The organism is Hylemonella sp. P2_B10, from assembly GCF_056404875.1.
Map to the genome: position 1 here is coordinate 30774 of NZ_JBFUDE010000002.1, position 15079 is coordinate 45852.

Annotated in this window: 15 protein-coding genes, 1 tRNA gene and 1 pseudogene; 6 read left to right on the plus strand and 11 right to left on the minus strand. The window is 65.6% G+C overall.

Translation table 11 applies throughout. The features are described from left to right. The first annotated feature begins 13 nt into the window (after nucleotides 1–13). The gene (gene ppsR, locus AC1DX2_RS07955) at nucleotides 14–835 is read left to right on the plus strand and encodes a posphoenolpyruvate synthetase regulatory kinase/phosphorylase PpsR (protein WP_477196654.1); all 822 of its coding nucleotides are present in this window, start codon (nucleotides 14–16) and stop codon (nucleotides 833–835) included. Nucleotides 836–1135: 300 nt separating this feature from the next. Further along, nucleotides 1136–1507, plus strand: coding sequence for a hypothetical protein (locus AC1DX2_RS07960; RefSeq protein ID WP_477195801.1), 372 nt, complete (start codon nucleotides 1136–1138; stop codon nucleotides 1505–1507). Nucleotides 1508–1750: 243 nt separating this feature from the next. Here the strand turns inward: AC1DX2_RS07960 and feoB are convergent, their stop codons facing one another. Both feoB and AC1DX2_RS07970 read right to left on the minus strand, forming a co-directional pair. Beyond that, nucleotides 1751–3634, minus strand: a complete 1884-nt coding sequence (gene feoB / locus AC1DX2_RS07965; RefSeq protein ID WP_477195802.1) for a ferrous iron transporter B — start codon at nucleotides 3632–3634, stop codon at nucleotides 1751–1753. Next, nucleotides 3631–3912: a FeoA family protein gene (locus tag AC1DX2_RS07970; protein WP_477195803.1), complete on the minus strand. Its 282-nt coding sequence runs from the start codon at nucleotides 3910–3912 to the stop codon at nucleotides 3631–3633. Before AC1DX2_RS07970 ends, feoB begins: the two co-directional genes overlap by 4 nt. Before the next feature lie 190 nt (nucleotides 3913–4102). Here AC1DX2_RS07970 and AC1DX2_RS07975 point away from each other — a divergent pair, with 190 nt between their 5' ends. Further along, nucleotides 4103–4345 (plus strand): (2Fe-2S)-binding protein, encoded by a 243-nt coding sequence (locus AC1DX2_RS07975; protein ID WP_477195804.1) that lies wholly within the window; start codon nucleotides 4103–4105, stop codon nucleotides 4343–4345. Between the two features lie 51 nt (nucleotides 4346–4396). Here AC1DX2_RS07975 and AC1DX2_RS07980 read toward each other — a convergent pair whose 3' ends face one another. After that, nucleotides 4397–4804 carry a GlcG/HbpS family heme-binding protein gene (locus tag AC1DX2_RS07980; RefSeq protein ID WP_477195805.1) on the minus strand — a complete coding sequence of 136 codons (408 nt, stop codon included), beginning with the start codon at nucleotides 4802–4804 and terminating at the stop codon, nucleotides 4397–4399. Between the two features lie 203 nt (nucleotides 4805–5007). Here AC1DX2_RS07980 and AC1DX2_RS07985 point away from each other — a divergent pair, with 203 nt between their 5' ends. Both AC1DX2_RS07985 and AC1DX2_RS07990 read left to right on the plus strand, forming a co-directional pair. Beyond that, entirely contained in the window at nucleotides 5008–5697 is a 690-nt protein-coding gene (locus AC1DX2_RS07985) for a Bax inhibitor-1 family protein (protein WP_477195806.1), read from the plus strand. 139 nt (nucleotides 5698–5836) lie between these two features. Beyond that, nucleotides 5837–6094: pseudogene (locus tag AC1DX2_RS07990) on the plus strand (hypothetical protein); the annotation flags it as partial. 217 nt (nucleotides 6095–6311) lie between these two features. Here the strand turns inward: AC1DX2_RS07990 and rlmD are convergent. The 6 genes from rlmD to surE form a co-directional block, all read right to left on the minus strand. Then, nucleotides 6312–7754 (minus strand): 23S rRNA (uracil(1939)-C(5))-methyltransferase RlmD, encoded by a 1443-nt coding sequence (gene rlmD / locus AC1DX2_RS07995; protein ID WP_477195807.1) that lies wholly within the window; start codon nucleotides 7752–7754, stop codon nucleotides 6312–6314. 24 nt (nucleotides 7755–7778) lie between these two features. Further along, nucleotides 7779–8174 carry an iron chaperone gene (locus AC1DX2_RS08000; RefSeq protein WP_477195808.1) on the minus strand — a complete coding sequence of 132 codons (396 nt, stop codon included), beginning with the start codon at nucleotides 8172–8174 and terminating at the stop codon, nucleotides 7779–7781. A 110-nt stretch (nucleotides 8175–8284) separates the two neighbouring features. Continuing rightward, on the minus strand, nucleotides 8285–9325 hold the full coding sequence (locus tag AC1DX2_RS08005; RefSeq protein WP_477195809.1) for a sigma-70 family RNA polymerase sigma factor: 1041 nt from the start codon (nucleotides 9323–9325) through the stop codon (nucleotides 8285–8287). A 16-nt stretch (nucleotides 9326–9341) separates the two neighbouring features. Next, nucleotides 9342–10199 (minus strand): peptidoglycan DD-metalloendopeptidase family protein, encoded by an 858-nt coding sequence (locus AC1DX2_RS08010; RefSeq protein ID WP_477195810.1) that lies wholly within the window; start codon nucleotides 10197–10199, stop codon nucleotides 9342–9344. 11 nt (nucleotides 10200–10210) lie between these two features. Beyond that, nucleotides 10211–11038, minus strand: coding sequence for a protein-L-isoaspartate(D-aspartate) O-methyltransferase (locus AC1DX2_RS08015; RefSeq protein WP_477195811.1), 828 nt, complete (start codon nucleotides 11036–11038; stop codon nucleotides 10211–10213). After that, complete coding sequence (gene surE, locus AC1DX2_RS08020) at nucleotides 11035–11805, minus strand: 5'/3'-nucleotidase SurE (RefSeq protein WP_477195812.1); 771 nt, start codon at nucleotides 11803–11805, stop codon at nucleotides 11035–11037. The genes AC1DX2_RS08015 and surE overlap by 4 nt, the downstream gene beginning before the upstream one ends. A 144-nt stretch (nucleotides 11806–11949) precedes the next feature. Here surE and AC1DX2_RS08025 point away from each other — a divergent pair, with 144 nt between their 5' ends. Continuing rightward, nucleotides 11950–12924, plus strand: coding sequence for an NADPH:quinone oxidoreductase family protein (locus AC1DX2_RS08025; protein ID WP_477195813.1), 975 nt, complete (start codon nucleotides 11950–11952; stop codon nucleotides 12922–12924). Nucleotides 12925–12986: 62 nt separating this feature from the next. Here the strand turns inward: AC1DX2_RS08025 and AC1DX2_RS08030 are convergent. Together AC1DX2_RS08030 and AC1DX2_RS08035 are read right to left on the minus strand one after the other, a co-directional pair. Beyond that, nucleotides 12987–13062 (minus strand) — tRNA-His (locus AC1DX2_RS08030). Between the two features lie 40 nt (nucleotides 13063–13102). After that, entirely contained in the window at nucleotides 13103–15037 is a 1935-nt protein-coding gene (locus AC1DX2_RS08035) for a SurA N-terminal domain-containing protein (RefSeq protein WP_477195814.1), read from the minus strand. Nucleotides 15038–15079: the final 42 nt, after the last annotated feature.

A 15079-nucleotide genomic window follows, 5' to 3' on the forward strand; every position in this document is an offset into this window, starting at 1 on the left:
GCAAGACGCCCCCCTGCCCAGCCGCACCGTGTACTTCATCTCGGACGGCACCGGCATCACCGCTGAGACCTTCGGCCACGCCATCCTGGCCCAGTTCGAGATGAAGGCCAAGCACATACGCCTGCCTTTCACCGACAGCGTGGACAAGGCGCACCAGGCGGTGCGCCAGATCAACCACACCGCCGAGACCGAGGGGCGCAAGCCCATTGTCTTCACCACGCTGGTGGACATGGAGGTGCTGAAAGTCATCCAGACCGAATGCAAAGGCATGTTGCTGGACATGTTCGGCACCTTCGTCAACCCGCTGGAGGCGGAGCTGAACATCAAATCCAACCACCGCATAGGCCGCTTCAGTGACGCCAGCAAGAGCCAGGAATACCAGGACCGCATCGAGGCCATCAATTTTTCGCTGGCGCACGACGATGGCCAGTCCAACCGCGATCTGGAGCAGTCCGACGTCATCCTGGTGGGCGTGAGCCGCAGCGGCAAGACGCCCACCTCGCTGTACCTGGCCATGCAGTATGGGCTGAAGGCGTCCAACTACCCGCTGATCCCCGACGATTTCGAGCGCCGGCAGTTGCCCCCCGCCCTGGTGCCACACCGCAACAAGCTGTTCGGCCTGACCATCCAGCCCGAGCGACTGGCCGAGATACGCCACGAGCGCCGCCCCAACTCGAAATACGCCGCGATCGAGAACTGCCGCCACGAGGTGGCCGAGGCCGAGGCCATGATGCGCCGATCCGGCATACGCTGGCTATCGACCACCACCAAGTCAATCGAAGAGATCGCCACCACCATCCTGCAGGAAATCCGGCCGGAGCGGTTGACGTATTGACGCCTCTTTCCGTTCGCCCTGAGCCTGTCGAAGGGCTGCATTCCTTCGTTGACGTGGCTACGCATTGCGGCAGCCAGTGATTGGCTCCTTCCCCGGCGAGCAGGTCCGCTGCGCGGACTCCCCTGCGGTGCTCGCCATGAGCGGGAAGCACGCAAACTCGCTTCGCTCAAACATGCGTGCTTCTCTTTCCGCTCATGCCTGCGCTCCTCGGCTGCTCACAGGGGGCCCTTCCGCCAATCACCGGCAGCCGCACTGCTCATCTGTCGGGGTTAGCTCCAGAGAGCGTTAAGCTGTAGCTCCATGAGCTATCGTTTTCGCACTCTGAAATGGCCGGACGTTGAACGCTTTTACGAAGGGATGGTGTACCAACACGCATGGCCCATTCAACCGATGCTGGAATTGGTTCAGTTCTTGGCCACCTCGCCTTATGCGCAAACGTTGTTCCCCTGCACTTCGCATGATCTCCTGCGAATTGGGAGGGTTGAGGACTTCGCGCCAGGTGACAACGAACTTCAGATTCAGTTCTACGGACACACGCAACGGTTCAAATTTACTTACACGCAACGGCCAGACGACTCAACCCCTTGGTCCCGGGAGTGTGATGCGATGGCGTGGCATGCAGTTTTGATGCGGCTGCTTTACGAACGCCTGCAGTGGTTTCATGAACCATGAGTGCAGGACCACGAGCAATAGGCAGGTGATCGCCCAAATAACGGCTGCGCGGTGCGGCGTCGGCGCGCCTGGATTTCTTTCGTAAACCTGGGAGCGGCGTGCCAGCCTGAAAATTGGCAAAGGGCCCCATGTGAAACCTGGGAAGGCCAATTTTCAGGCTGGCGCGCTGCGGAGCCACGTCAACGCCAAAGACCGCAAGAGGGCTTCGACAAGCTCAGTCCGAACGGGGCTGGGCGAGTCGTGTCAGGCGCCCAATGCCAGCGCTACGCGGTACGTGATGAACGACGCCAGATAAGCCAGCGCGAACAGGTAGCCCGCCATCACCAGCGGCCAGCGCCAGGTGCCGGTTTCGCGCTTCACCGTGGCCAGCGTGGACATGCACTGCGGCGCGAACACGTACCAGGCCAGCAGCGACAGCGCGGTGGGCAGGCTCCAGCTGCTGGCGATCAGCGGTGTCAGCGCCTGCGCGGTGTCGCTGCCGGTGGCCGACAACGCATACACCGTGCCCAGGGCACCCACAGCCACCTCGCGCGCCGCCAGGCCCGGCACCAGCGCGATGCTGATCTGCCAGTTGAAACCAATGGGGGCGAACACCACCGCCAGCAGCTTGCCCAGCATGCCGGCCACGCTGTACTCGATGGCCGGATGCGTGGCGCCCTCCGGCGGCGCCGGGAAGCTGGCCAGGAACCACAACGCGATCGTCAGCACCAGGATGATGCCGCCGACGCGCCGCATGAAAATCTCCACCCGTTGCCACAGGCCTATGGCCACGTTGCGCAGTGTCGGCCAGTGGTAGGTGGGCAGCTCCATCATCAGCGCGCGCACCTGGCCGCCGGCGGAAAAGCGCTTCAGCACCCAGGCCACCGCCAGGGAACCCAGGATGCCTGCCAGGTACAGCCCGAACAGCACCAGCCCCTGCAACTGCAGGCCCGGCCCCACGGTGCGCTGCGGGATGAAGGCGCCGATCAGCAGCGCGTACACGGGCAGCCGGGCCGAGCAGGTCATCATCGGGGCGATCATGATGGTGACCAGCCGGTCGCGCGGATTGGCGATGGTGCGCGTGGCCATGATGCCCGGAATGGCGCAGGCGAAGCTGGACAGCAGCGGGATGAAGGAGCGGCCGGACAAGCCCACGCCACCCATCAACCGGTCCAGCAGGAAGGCCGCGCGCGGCAGGTAGCCGGACTCTTCCAGCAGCAGGATGAAGAAGAACAGGATCAGGATCTGCGGCAGGAACACCACCACGCCGCCCACACCGGCGATCAGGCCGTCGGCCACGAAACTTTGCAACAGGCCGGCCGGCAGCCATTCTGCGGCCTTGCCACCCAGCCAGGCGGTGGCGCTTTTGATCAGATCCATGGGCAGGGTGGCCCAGTCGAACACCGCCTGGAACACCAGGAACAGCAGCACCGCCAGCAACACCGGGCCCAGCACCGGGTGCAGCACGATGCGGTCGATGCGGTCGCTGGCCAGGTGCGGCGCCACGTGGTCCAGCCGCAGGCGCTGCAGCATGGCGCGCACGGTTTCGTGGTCGGGTGTTTCGTCTTCCAGCGGCGTGGCATCTTGCGGCGCACTGCCAGCGGCCTGCCAGACCTGGGGGTCTTCCAGCAATGTCCTCAAGCCGGCCGCGCCGTCACCTTGCACCGCCACCGTGCTCACCACCGGCACGCCCAGTTCGCGCGCCAGTGCCTCGGTGTCGATGGCGATGCCACGGCTGGCGGCCAGGTCGGCCATGTTCAGGGCCACCACGCAGGGCAGGCCCATGCGCTTGACGCCCAGCACCAGGCGCAGGCCACGGCGCAGGTTGGTGGCATCCAGCACGCACACCACCAGGTCGGGCCGCTTCTCGCCCAGCGCCTGGCCGCGCAGCACGTCGCAGGTCACCCGCTCGTCGGGTGAGCGCGGGTGCAGGCTGTAGGTGCCCGGCAGGTCCAGCACGCGCACCGTCTTGCCGTTGGCCAGCGCCATGCGGCCTTCCTTGCGCTCCACCGTCACACCGGCGTAGTTGGCCACCTTCTGATGGCTGCCGGTCAGGCGGTTGAACAGTGCGGTCTTGCCCGCATTGGGATTGCCCACCAGCGCGGCCAGCCGGCCGGTGGCATGGAAATGGATGACCGCCTGATTCATGCCAGCGCCTCGCCGGCCGCCACCGGCGCCACTTCGACGCAGGCGGCCTCGGCGCCACGCAGCGCAAAAGTGGATTGGCCCACGCGCACCACCAGCGGATCGCCGCCCGGAAAGCCGCGCGCCATCACGCGCACCTGCTCACCGGTGAAAAAGCCGATCTCCTCCAGCTGGCGTGCCCATTCGGGTGAGCCGGCGGGCGCGTGCACATGGCGCACCTGGTAGGCCTGGCCCAGCGTGGCGCGGTCTAGCCGCTGCGGCAGGTGTTCAGCGCTGCTCATAGCCCATCTTTCGCTTGCGAGTCACCCAGGACGCCGTCAACATTGATTTTTGCCGCAAATAATAGTAATTCTCATTTGCATTGTAGCGCAAGCCTCAACAGGCATATTGGCACTGCAATCACAAAGGTATTGCAAATGCGACGGATTCTCATTTATACTTCGTGCACCAACTGCCTACCACCGCCAAGCCATGATCGTCTGTGTCTGCAAACGCGTCTCTGACCGGGAAATCGCCCGGCATGTGCATGCCGGCATGGGCTTTGACGACATCCAGTTCGAGTTGGGCGTGGCCACGCAGTGCGGCCAATGCGAGCAATGCGCGCGCGATGTGGTGGCGCAATGCTGCGCCACCCGCCCGGTGGCCGCCATCAGCAGCGCGCCGCAGACGGTCATCCACCTGCACCGCAATGCCCGCCCCGGCGTGGCGCGCTAGGCCTTCAGCCCCGACAGGGCCGCAAATCCCCTTGGGCGGCCCGGCGGGTATTTAGATGCCCAGCGCCGCGATGCCAGCCTTGGCAATCTGCACGTCTTCCACCGACTTGACGCCGCTGACGCCCACCGCGCCCAGGCACTGGCCGCCCTTGAGAATGGGCACGCCCCCTTCCAACAGGCCCTGCAGCCCCGGCGCGCTGAGGAAGGACACGCGGCCGGTGTTGATCATTTCCTCGTACACCTTGCTTTCACGCCGCCCCAGCGCGGCGGTGTGCGCCTTGGCCGGCGCGATCTGCGCCGAGATGGGTGCGGCGCCATCCAGGCGCTGCAGCCACAGCAGGTGGCCGCCGTCGTCGACCACGGCGATGCTGACCGCCCATTTGTTCTTCAGCGCCTCGGCCTCGGCGGCGGCGGCAATCTGTTTGACATCGGCCAGTTCAAGGGTGGGTTTGCTCTGCATGGGGTTGCCTGTGAGAAAGTGGATGGAAGGAAAAACGCGAAGCGAAAGCTTGCAAGCAGCATACCAAGGAAGCCCCGCATTGAACTTTTTTCGCCATCCGGGAACAAAATCTGTAAATGGCTTGTAAAGCGAGCCCTTGAAGCCCCTAGAATCCCCCTCATCTGATCTGTACTCCGTTACGGAGTTTGAAGGAGCCTGAAACCATGATTGACCAAGTCCAAGTTCTCGACCACAGCTACGGCGCGTCGGCCGAGCAACGCAACAAGGTGTTGCGCAACACCTACCTGCTCTTGGCCATGAGCCTGGTGCCCACCGTGGCCGGCGCCTGGCTGGGCGTGGCCACCGGCATCACCGCTGCCATGGGCGGCGGGCTGGGTCTGATCCTGTTCCTGGTGGGCGCCTTCGGCTTCATCTACGCCATCGAGAAGACCAAGAACTCGGCCGCCGGCGTGCCGGTGCTGCTGGCCTTCACCTTCTTCATGGGCCTGATGATGTCGCGCCTGATCGCCATGGTGCTGGGCTTCAAGAACGGCCCGGAGCTGATCATGACGGCCTTCGGCGGCACCGCCGGCGTGTTCTTCGCCATGGCCAGCCTGTCCAGCGTCATCAAGCGTGACCTGTCAGGCATGGGCAAGTGGCTGTTCGTGGGCGCGCTGACCATCATGGTGGGCGGCATCATCAACGTGTTCGTGGGCTCGTCGGCCGGCATGCTGGTGATCTCCACGCTGTCCATCGGCCTGTTCAGCGCCTTCATGCTGTATGACCTGAAGCGCATCGTGGACGGCGGCGAGACCAACTACATCAGCGCCACGCTGGCCCTGTACCTGGACATCATCAACGTGTTCCAGAACCTGCTGGTGCTGCTGGGCGTGTTCGGCGGCGAACGCGAGTAATTGCGCCCCCTCCCCTCAAAAAGGCTCCTGCGGGGGCCTTTTTTGTTGGCACCAGCGCCTTTGTTGGCTATTCTTGAGCCAGCGCATTCAATCTGCACGCGCGTCTGCCGATAATGGTTGAACACCCCTCGATTTGCCCATGACCGCCCGCCTGCTTTTCCCCCTGTCGCTGACGCTGCTGCTGGCGGCCTGCGACATCCCCGGTCTGGGACCCGACCCCCGCACGCTGCAAAAGGAAGCCGACGGCAAGGCCATCGGCGGCGCCTGCCGCTACTCGGTGCGTTCCATCGAAGACTGCTATGCGATGAACGAGGAGGCCTCTCGCGCCGCCGTCTTCGCCGGCTGGAAAGAGATGGACCAGTACATGCGCGACAACAAGGTTGAGGGCGTGCCGTCCAAGGCCGTGGCGGCCTCCAAACCCGAACCGGTCGAAGAAGTGGTGGACGACAAGGCCAAGAAGGGTGGCACCAAGGCCAGCGGCGGCAAGGCCAATGCCAGCAAAGCCGGCAGCGACGGCCAGGCCGTGGCTGTTGCCGTGGCCAAGGAGGCCGAGAAAGCGCCCGTCAAACCGGCCGCCGGCAAGGCCGCTGCCGGCACACACTGAATCCCGTGCGTCAAACCGCCAGGTCAAACACCGCGATGCTTTCCACATGCGCGGTGTGGGGGAACATGTTGACCACCCCTGCCGCCGTGCAGCGGTAACCCGCCTGGTGCACCAGCAAGCCTGCATCGCGCGCCAGCGTGGCCGGGTTGCAACTGACGTAGACGATGCGCCGCGGCGGCGTCCAACCCTCAGCGCCGGGCGTTGCCGGGTAGTTGTCCGGATCCACCCGCTGCTGGTACAGGTCGGCAAGCGCCTTGGCCAGCGCGAAGGCGCCTTCGCGCGGCGGGTCCACCAGCCACTTGTCGGCCACGCCGTCCTGCACCAGCAGATCGGGTGTCATGTCGAACAGGTTGCGGGCGGCAAAACGGGTGGCGCACAGCGCGCCAGCCCCCAAGGCGGCGCTGTTGGCACTGTGGTTGTCGCGCGAGCGTGCCACCAGCGTCTCGCTGCCCTCTATGCCTAGCACCTCGCCGGCCTGCGTGGCCAGCGGCAGCGTGAAATTGCCCAGGCCGCAAAACCAGTCGATCACCCGCTCCTGCTTGCGCGCGCCCAGCAGGCGCAGGGCGCGTGAGACCAGCACGCGGTTGATGTGCGGGTTCACCTGCGTGAAGTCGGTGGGCTTGAACGGCATGTGGATGCCAAATTCCGGCAGCGCATAGGCCAGTTGCGGGCCGCCCTCGTCCAGCAGGCGCACGGTTTCGGGGCCTTTGGACTGCAGCCACCACTGCACGCCCGGGTGGAGCGCGGCAAAGTCGCGCAGGCGTTGTAAATCACCGGCGCTCAGCGGCTCCAGGTGACGCAGCACCAGCGCGGTGACGTCATCGCCACAGGCCAGCTCGATCTGCGGGCAGGTGTTCACCGCCTCCATTGAACCTATCAGCGCGCGCAACGGCAGCAGCAAGGCGTCCACATGCGGCGGCAGCACCGGGCAGGTGCCCATGTCGGCCACGTAGCGGCTCTTGCGCTCGTGAAAGCCCACCAGCACGGCGCCCTTCTTCAGCACATGGCGCACTGACAGCCGGGCGCGGTAGCGGTAGCCCCAGGCCGGCCCCTCGATGGGCCGCAGCAGGTTCTCGGGCTTGACCTTGCCCAGGTGCCACAGGTTGTCCTCCAGCACGCGCTGCTTGATGGCCACCTGGGCGCCCACGTGCAGGTGCTGCATCTTGCAGCCACCGCAGGCGCCGGCATGCAGTCCGAAATGCGGACAGCCGGGCTTCACGCGCTGCGACGACTCCTTGTGGATGGCCGTGACGGTGCCCGCCTCCCAGTTGTTCTTCTTGCGGTGCACGTTGACGCTGACCAGCTCGAACGGCAGCGCGCCCTCGATGAACACCACCTTGCCGTCCGGCCGGTGGGCGACGCCCTGGGCCTCGATGTCCAACGACTCCACAGCCAGCCAGCCTTCGGGCAGCGTGGCGACCGCTACTTCTGTTTTGGTTTCCTCTTCACTCATCCCCCGATTGTCTCAGGTGCGCAGTCAGGCCTTCGTTTTCAGGTGTTTCATGGCGGCCTTGGCCAGATTCTGCTTCAGCCGCAGCGCGGTGATGCGCGTGATGAGCTCGTAGGGTATGGGCTGGTCAAAAGGAAACCGCAGGTTGCCTTTCTCGCCCGCATACGGCGCAATGGCCTGGTCGATGTCGGCATCTCCCCTGACGGGCGGGTACAGGCCGATGTGGCTCTTGAAGGCCGCGTAGTACACCAGGATGCCGTGCTGCTTGAGAGCAGGCATCCGGTAACTGATGACTTCCTGTGCCTCGGGCGCGGCCGCCAGGGCCGCCTTGCGCACGCGCTGCAGCATGCGCCGCACGTTGGGCGGCAACGCCGCCATGTAGGCGTCCACCGTGGTGGGGGCCGTGGGCGGACTGGGGATCATGACAGGCCCGGCGGTCGTCCGGCTGCGGGCAGCTGGCTTGCGCCTGCCGTGAGCGCTCTCCAGGGCCCAGTGCGGGTCACGTGTCTCATCGCCCACCTCCTTGTGCAGGACTACAACAAAGCCTCGCGCGTGATGCCCCGGCGCGCCAGGTAGCGTTTCAACTTCAGCAGCGCCTCGTTCTGCACCTGGCGCACGCGCTCGCGCGTCAGCCCCAGGCGCTGGCTGAGCACGTCCAGTGTCTCCGGGTCGCGGTCGTGCAGGCCAAAGCGGCCTTCCAGGATGTCCTTCTCGCGCTGCGACAGCGTGTCCATCCAGCCTTCCAGCAGCCGCTCCACCTCGTGGATCTGGGTGGTGCTGGTGGGGTCGAGTGCCAACTCGTCCACCAGGCCGTCGCCCAGCGTCTGCTCGTCGCCGGAGGCGTCCAACGCGGCATCCAGCGAGCGTGGCGCCTCGCCCAGTGCCAGCAGGTCGGCCACCGAACTGGCATCGCGCCCCAGCAGCATGGCGATGTCTTCCACGCGTATGCCGTCGGGTCGCTGGGCCACAAAGGTGGCGTCGTTCTCCAGCGCGCGGCGCGCCCGCAGCACCTGCTGCAGTTCGCGCACCACATTGACCGGCAGGCGCACCACGCGGGCCTGGTGCATCAGCGCGCGCTCCACCGACTGGCGTATCCACCAGGTGGCGTAGGTGGAGAAGCGAAAACCGCGCTCGGGCTCGAACTTGTCGATGGCGTGCATCAGGCCCAGGTTGCCCTCTTCGATCAGGTCGGACAAGGGCACGCCACGCCCCAGGTACGCCTTGGCGATGCTGACCACCAGCCGCAGGTTGTGCTCGATCATGCTCTGGCGGGCGGGAAAGTCGCCCGCCCGGGCCGCCGTGGCCACCGCGTACTCTTCCTCGGGCGTGAACAGTTCGGTGCGGCGCACGCTTTTGAGGTACTGGCTCAGCGCGTCACCGGATTCCCCGGCGGCGGCAAGTTGCGCGGCCTCCAGCGACGAGGCGATGCTCGGCGGCTCAGCGCCGAATTCAGGGCCCTCAGGGTCGTCCGGCCCAGCGCCACCCGCAGCTGCCTGGTCGCGCGCCACCTGGGCCTTCTTGCCACCGCCTTTTCCACTGCCGCCGTTGGGCAGATGTTTTTTGGCGGTGCTCATGGTGCGGGACGGCGGCTTACCGTGGCGGTAAGTACTTGACCGGGTCCACCGCCTTGCCCAGGCGGCGCAACTCAAAATGCAGCTTCACGCGATCAGCGTCGCTGCTGCCCATTTCGGCGATCTTCTGGCCCTTCTTCACCGCCTGGTCTTCCTTCACCAGCAGGGTCTGGTTGTGCGCGTAGGCGGTCACGTAGGAATTGTTGTGCTTCAGGATGATCAGATTGCCGTAGGCGCGCACCGCCGCGCCCACGTAGACCACGGTGCCGTCCGCCGATGCCAGCACGGCGTCGCCGGCCTTGCCGTCAATGTCAATGCCCAGGTTCTTGCTGCCGTCGAAGTTGCCGCTGACCGCACCGGTGGCGGGCCAGAGCCAGGCGATGTCGTCGTCCCCGCCGCCGCTAGCGGCAGCGGCCACTGGCTTGGCCGCCACGGGTGCCGATGCCGGTGCTGCGGCACCGGGCGCGGTGCCCGCAGACTTGGACACCGCCGTCACCACCGCGCCGCCTGCGGGTGGCGCCACGCGCAGCACCTGCCCGACTTCCAGGCGATTGGGGTTTTCAAGGTTGTTCCAGCGCGCAATGTCCTTGAAGTTCTGGTTGCTTTCCAGGCCTATGCCAATCAGGGTATCGCCGGGCTTGACGGTGTAATAGCCCGGCTTGCCGGCGTTTTCGGCACCGGGCGGCAGGCGCGCGGGAGCCGGCGCCGGGGTGTCGGTGACAACCGGGGTGGACGCTGGCGTGGCTGGTTTGGCCAGGCCCGTGGTGCGGTCTTCCACCGGGGCGGGATTCAAGGATTTGGAGCTGCAGCCCGCCAGCAATGCACCGGCCAACACCGTGCAACCCAAAAGAAACCTGCGATCACGCCAAACGAGCATACGTCTTTCCTTCAAGCTATGCCGGATTTTAAGGGCACAAAATTAACCGCCTCAAGTACCGTGTGCTGCACACCGCGCGCGGTCTTGTCCACCACCACCAAGGCCTGCGCCTGCTTGTCACGGCCCCCGGGCGCATGGATGGGCGCCACCAGCCTGCCGCCTACCGCCAATTGGTCCACCCAGGCCTGGGGCACCGCCTGGCCACCCGCAGCGGCAATGATGCCCGCATACGGCGCGCCCTGCGCGTAGCCCACCATACCATCTCCAAACAACAAGTGCAGGTTGGACAGGCGCAGCGGCCGCAAGTTCTCACGCGCCTTGTCGTGCAGGCCGCGCAGCCGCTCTATGCTGTAGACCTGCTCGGCCAGCTGGCTGAGCAAGGCGGCCTGGTAGCCGCAGCCGGTGCCGACCTCCAGCACCCGCCCTATTCTGCCCTGCATGCCCTGGCGCAGCAGCTCCAGCATGCGCGCCACCACACCCGGCTTGGAAATGGTCTGACCCAGGCCAATGGGCAGGCTGGTGTCTTCATAGGCCTGGTTGACCAGCGCGCTGTCGACGAAGCGGTGTCGCTCCACCGCGCCCAAGGCCGACAGCACCGCGTTGTCGCTGACCCCCTGCGCGGCGATCTTCTGCACCATGGCCATGCGCACCGCGCTGGAGTCCATGCCCAGCCCCTGCGCCCGTGCGATGGCGTGCTTGCCAGCCCCCGCACCAGCCTTGGCGCCACGCGCCGCCGCCGTGTTGGCGGCTTGGGTTGCAGCCGGGCGCGGTGCGCCCGCCTTTGCCGGCGACTCCATCACCTGGTCCAGCCGGGCTGGAAACGAGGGCCTGGGTTTCATGCCGGGGCAGCGGCGGACAGCTGCGACGCGGTTTGCGCCCAGTAGCGCAGGCTGTCATGGTCGGTCAGGTCCACCTTCAGCGGCGTCAGGGACACATGGCCCAGCGCGGTGGCATGGAAATCGGTGCCCTCGGCATCGTCCTTGACGGCACCGGCACCGCCTATCCAGTACATGGTGTCGCCGCGCGGGTTCACCTGCGTGATGACCGGCTCGGCCGCATGGCGGCGGCCCAGGCGGCAGACCTTCAACGCACCGAGCTTGTCGAGCGGCAGGTTGGGCACGTTGACGTTCAGAAGCCAGGGGTTGCCAGCCACCAGGCCGCGCTGAATCACCTGCTGCACGATCTCGCGCGCCTTGGCGGCGGCGGCATCCAGATGCTGCCAGCCCTTTTCCACCTGCGAGAAGGCAATGGCCGGGATGCCAAACAGGTAGCCCTCCATGGCCGCGCCCACGGTGCCCGAATAAATCGTGTCGTCGCCCATGTTGGCGCCGTTGTTGATGCCCGAGACCACCAGGTCGGGCCGGTAATCCAGCAGGCCGGACAGTGCGATGTGCACGCAGTCGGCAGGCGTGCCGTTGAGGTAGCGAAAACCATTGGCGGCCCGGGTCACGTGCAGCGGCGAGTGCAGCGTCAGCGCATTGGATTTGGCGCTGTTGTTCTGCTCGGGGGCGATCACCTCCACCTCGGCCACGTCCTTCAGCGCCTCATACAGCGCCACGATGCCGGGCGCCTGGTAACCGTCGTCGTTCGAAATCAGTATTTTCATGTTCTGTGCGAGTGAAAACCGATTGTAGGCCGCCAGCGCGGGGCGGTCGCTCCAGAGACAACGGCGGCCAGAGGCTTACTCTATGATGCCCGCAGCAACGATTTGTCACCCGACTTCAACCGACCGAGACAAGAGAGGACCGCCATGCAAGCCTGGCTCTGTGAAAACCCCACCGGCGTGGACGCGCTGACCTGGAAAGACCTGCCCACGCCCGAACCCAAGGCCGGCCAGGTGCTGCTGGAGATCAAGGCAGCGAGCCTGAACTTTCCTGACCTGCTGATCGTGCAGAACAAGTACCAGATCAAGCCGCCGCTGCCCTTCGTGCCCGGCTCCGAATACGCCGGCGTGGTGCAGGCGGTGGGCGAAGGCGTGACGCACCTGAAGGTGGGCGACGGTGTGGCCTGCCTGTCGGGCACCGGGGGCTTCGGCACCCACACGCTGGCCCCGGCCGCGCTGTGCATGCCGTTGCCACCGGGTTTCCCGTTTGTCGACGCGGCGGCCTTCATCATGATCTACGCCACCTCGCACCATGCGCTGGTGGACCGCGCGCAACTGAAGGCCGGTGAGACCGTGCTGGTGCTGGGTGCGGCCGGCGGGGTCGGCACGGCGGCGATACAGATCGCCAAGGCCAAGGGCGCCCGGGTGATCGCCGCCGCCTCCACACCCGAGAAGTGCGAGCTGTGCAAGAAGATTGGGGCCGACGCCACCATCAACTACAGCACCGAGAACCTGCGCGACGCCATCAAGGCGCTGACCGACGGCAAGGGCCCCGACGTGATCTATGACCCGGTGGGCGGCGACTTTGCCGAGCCGGCCTTCCGCTCCATCGCCTGGCGCGGCCGCTACCTGGTGGTGGGCTTTGCCTCTGGCCCCATCCCCGCCCTGCCGTTCAACCTGGCACTGCTCAAGGGTGCATCCATCGTCGGCGTGTTCTGGGGCGACTTCGCCAAGCGCGAACCGAAGAACAACGCCGCCATGATGACGGAGCTGGCCCAGTGGTACGGCCAGGGCAAGATCAAGCCGGTGATCGACCGCACCATGCCCATGGCCGACCTGAAAGCCGCCTACGCCCACATGGGTTCACGCGGGGTGATGGGCAAGCTGGTGATGGTGAACTGAGCAGTCTCGCAGCACCAACAAAAAAGCCCGCTATCGAAACGATAGCGGGCTTTTGCTTTATTTGGGGTGGCTGATGGGGCTCGAACCCACGACAACAGGAATCACAATCCTGGACTCTACCAACTGAGCTACAGCCACCGTAAACCGCCATTATAACGCCATGGCGGCCGGCTCATCATCACTGCGCGGCGTCGGCGCCCGCCACGGCCACCTTGGGCGGCTCGGCAGTTTTCATCTGCACCTTGAAGCGGTCTTTCAGCAGCGTGTAATAGGCCTCGCTCTCGGCGGCGGCCCAGGCGCGCTCGTAGCCCGTGCGCTCGCGCTTGGCGTTGGCCTCGTCACCGCTCGCGCGCGGCACCAGCTTGTTCAGCTTGACCACCACATAGCCTTGCGCGCCCATGTCCACGCCAGCGAACGCGGGCAGGCTGGCGGCATTGGCGTGCAACACCGCGTCCACCACCTCGGGCGGCAGCTTCTCGGTCTGGTCGCGCGACACCACCACGGCAGCCTCCACCACGGCGGTGTCAGGCTTGGCCTTCCAGGCCGCCAGCTTGTCCATGCCGTCTTTCTTGGCCATCTCGGCGGCCTTGGCGACAACCAGGCGGGCCTTGACCACATTCTGCACCTCGGCCAGCGGCTGCACCCGGGCCGGCGCATAACGCGTCACATGGGCGGCGGCCAACGTGTTAGGGGCGATTTCCACCGCCTCGGTGTTGCGCTTCTTCTCGATCGAATCGGGTGCGAACACAGCGGCCAGAAACTTGGCATTGGCCAGTTCGCCGGTGGCGCCGGGCAGCGGCTTGCGCTGCAACTTGGTGGCGGTCTTCAACTCCAGCTTGAGCTTGTCGACCACGGGCTTCAGGCTGTCGGCCTGCTCGTACACACCGTTGGTGAAGGCTTCGGCCACTTCAGCGAATTTCTTCTGCGCCTGCTGCGCCTTCAGCTCGGTCTCGATCTCGGCACGCATCTCGTCAAAGCTGCGCTGCTTGGGCGTCTTGACCTCGGCCAGCTTGATGATGTGGTAGCCGAAATCGGATTCCACCACGTCGCTGATGTCGCCGGGCTTCAGGGCGAAGGCCGCGTCCTCGAAAGGTTTGACCATGGCGCCGCGGGCGAAGAAGCCCAGGTCGCCGCCATTGACGGCCGAGCCCGAATCCTGCGAATTCTTCTTCGCCAGCTCGCCGAAACTGTCGGGCGCCTTGCGCGCCTGGGCCAGCAGCTCCTGGGCCTTGGCCTTGGCCTTGGCGCGCTCGGCGGCCGGCGCGTCCTTGGGCGCATTGATCAGGATGTGGCTGGCGCGGCGCTCCTCAGTGCCGCTGAGCTTGGCGGCGTTTTGCTCGTAGTAGGTCTTGACGTCGGCCTCATTGAGCGTGATGGTCTTCTTCACCGCCGCCAGGTCCAGCACCAGGTACTCGATGTCGGCCTGCTCGGCGGCCTGAAACTGGCTCTGGTTGGCCTTGTAATAGGCCTCGATGTCGGCATCGCTGGGATTGACCTTGGCCACATAGTCGTTGGTGTTGAAGCGCGCCAGCTGCACCTCGCGCTTCTCGAAGAACGCGTTCAGCGACACATTGGCCAATGCCGCGCTGGTGAAGGTGGAGCTGGCCAGCCCGCCCTGCACCTGCTGGGTGGCCATGCTGGCCTTGATGCGTGACTCCAGCATCTCGGTGCTCAGGCCCTGTGCCGCCGCCAGCATGCGGTAACGGTCCACGTCCAGCGTGCCGTCAGCGCGCCACAGCGTGGCGGTGTTGGGGTCCTCCTTGAGCGCGCGCACCAGGCGCTCGTCGCTGGTGACCAGGTGGGCCTTGTCAGCGGCGTCGTTCAGCACCATGTCGTGCACCAGGCGCTCCAGCGTGGCGTAGCGCTGCTGCGGCGTGTCCAGCAGCTTGATGTCCACCGAGGGCATCTGCGCGCGTATGCGGTCCACCTGGTTGCGGTGGGCGGCATCCCACTGGGCCTGGGTGATGTCCTGGTTGCCCACGCGCGCCACCGCGGCACCCTTGTCGCGCATGCTTTCGTAGCCGCTGACGCCGAAAAACACGAACGAGGGGATGATCAACAAGAACATCAGCACCATCATCCACTTGGTGTGCTGGCGGACAAAATCAAACATGCGTGGACTCTCTGGACTCAATAAATAAAAAGGCGAACATTC

Bases quoted from the DNA above. Each gene is read 5' to 3' on its own strand.
- AC1DX2_RS07960 (WP_477195801.1), top strand. From the start codon at position 1,136: ATGAGCTATCGTTTTCGCACTCTGAAATGGCCGGACGTTGAACGCTTT.
- feoB (WP_477195802.1), bottom strand. From the start codon at position 3,634: ATGAATCAGGCGGTCATCCATTTCCATGCCACCGGCCGGCTGGCCGCG.
- AC1DX2_RS07970 (WP_477195803.1), bottom strand. From the start codon at position 3,912: ATGAGCAGCGCTGAACACCTGCCGCAGCGGCTAGACCGCGCCACGCTG.
- AC1DX2_RS07975 (WP_477195804.1), top strand. From the start codon at position 4,103: ATGATCGTCTGTGTCTGCAAACGCGTCTCTGACCGGGAAATCGCCCGG.
- AC1DX2_RS07980 (WP_477195805.1), bottom strand. From the start codon at position 4,804: ATGCAGAGCAAACCCACCCTTGAACTGGCCGATGTCAAACAGATTGCC.
- AC1DX2_RS07985 (WP_477195806.1), top strand. From the start codon at position 5,008: ATGATTGACCAAGTCCAAGTTCTCGACCACAGCTACGGCGCGTCGGCC.
- rlmD (WP_477195807.1), bottom strand. From the start codon at position 7,754: ATGAGTGAAGAGGAAACCAAAACAGAAGTAGCGGTCGCCACGCTGCCC.
- AC1DX2_RS08000 (WP_477195808.1), bottom strand. From the start codon at position 8,174: ATGATCCCCAGTCCGCCCACGGCCCCCACCACGGTGGACGCCTACATG.
- AC1DX2_RS08005 (WP_477195809.1), bottom strand. From the start codon at position 9,325: ATGAGCACCGCCAAAAAACATCTGCCCAACGGCGGCAGTGGAAAAGGC.
- AC1DX2_RS08010 (WP_477195810.1), bottom strand. From the start codon at position 10,199: ATGCTCGTTTGGCGTGATCGCAGGTTTCTTTTGGGTTGCACGGTGTTG.
- AC1DX2_RS08015 (WP_477195811.1), bottom strand. From the start codon at position 11,038: ATGAAACCCAGGCCCTCGTTTCCAGCCCGGCTGGACCAGGTGATGGAG.
- surE (WP_477195812.1), bottom strand. From the start codon at position 11,805: ATGAAAATACTGATTTCGAACGACGACGGTTACCAGGCGCCCGGCATC.
- AC1DX2_RS08025 (WP_477195813.1), top strand. From the start codon at position 11,950: ATGCAAGCCTGGCTCTGTGAAAACCCCACCGGCGTGGACGCGCTGACC.
- AC1DX2_RS08035 (WP_477195814.1), bottom strand. From the start codon at position 15,037: ATGTTTGATTTTGTCCGCCAGCACACCAAGTGGATGATGGTGCTGATG.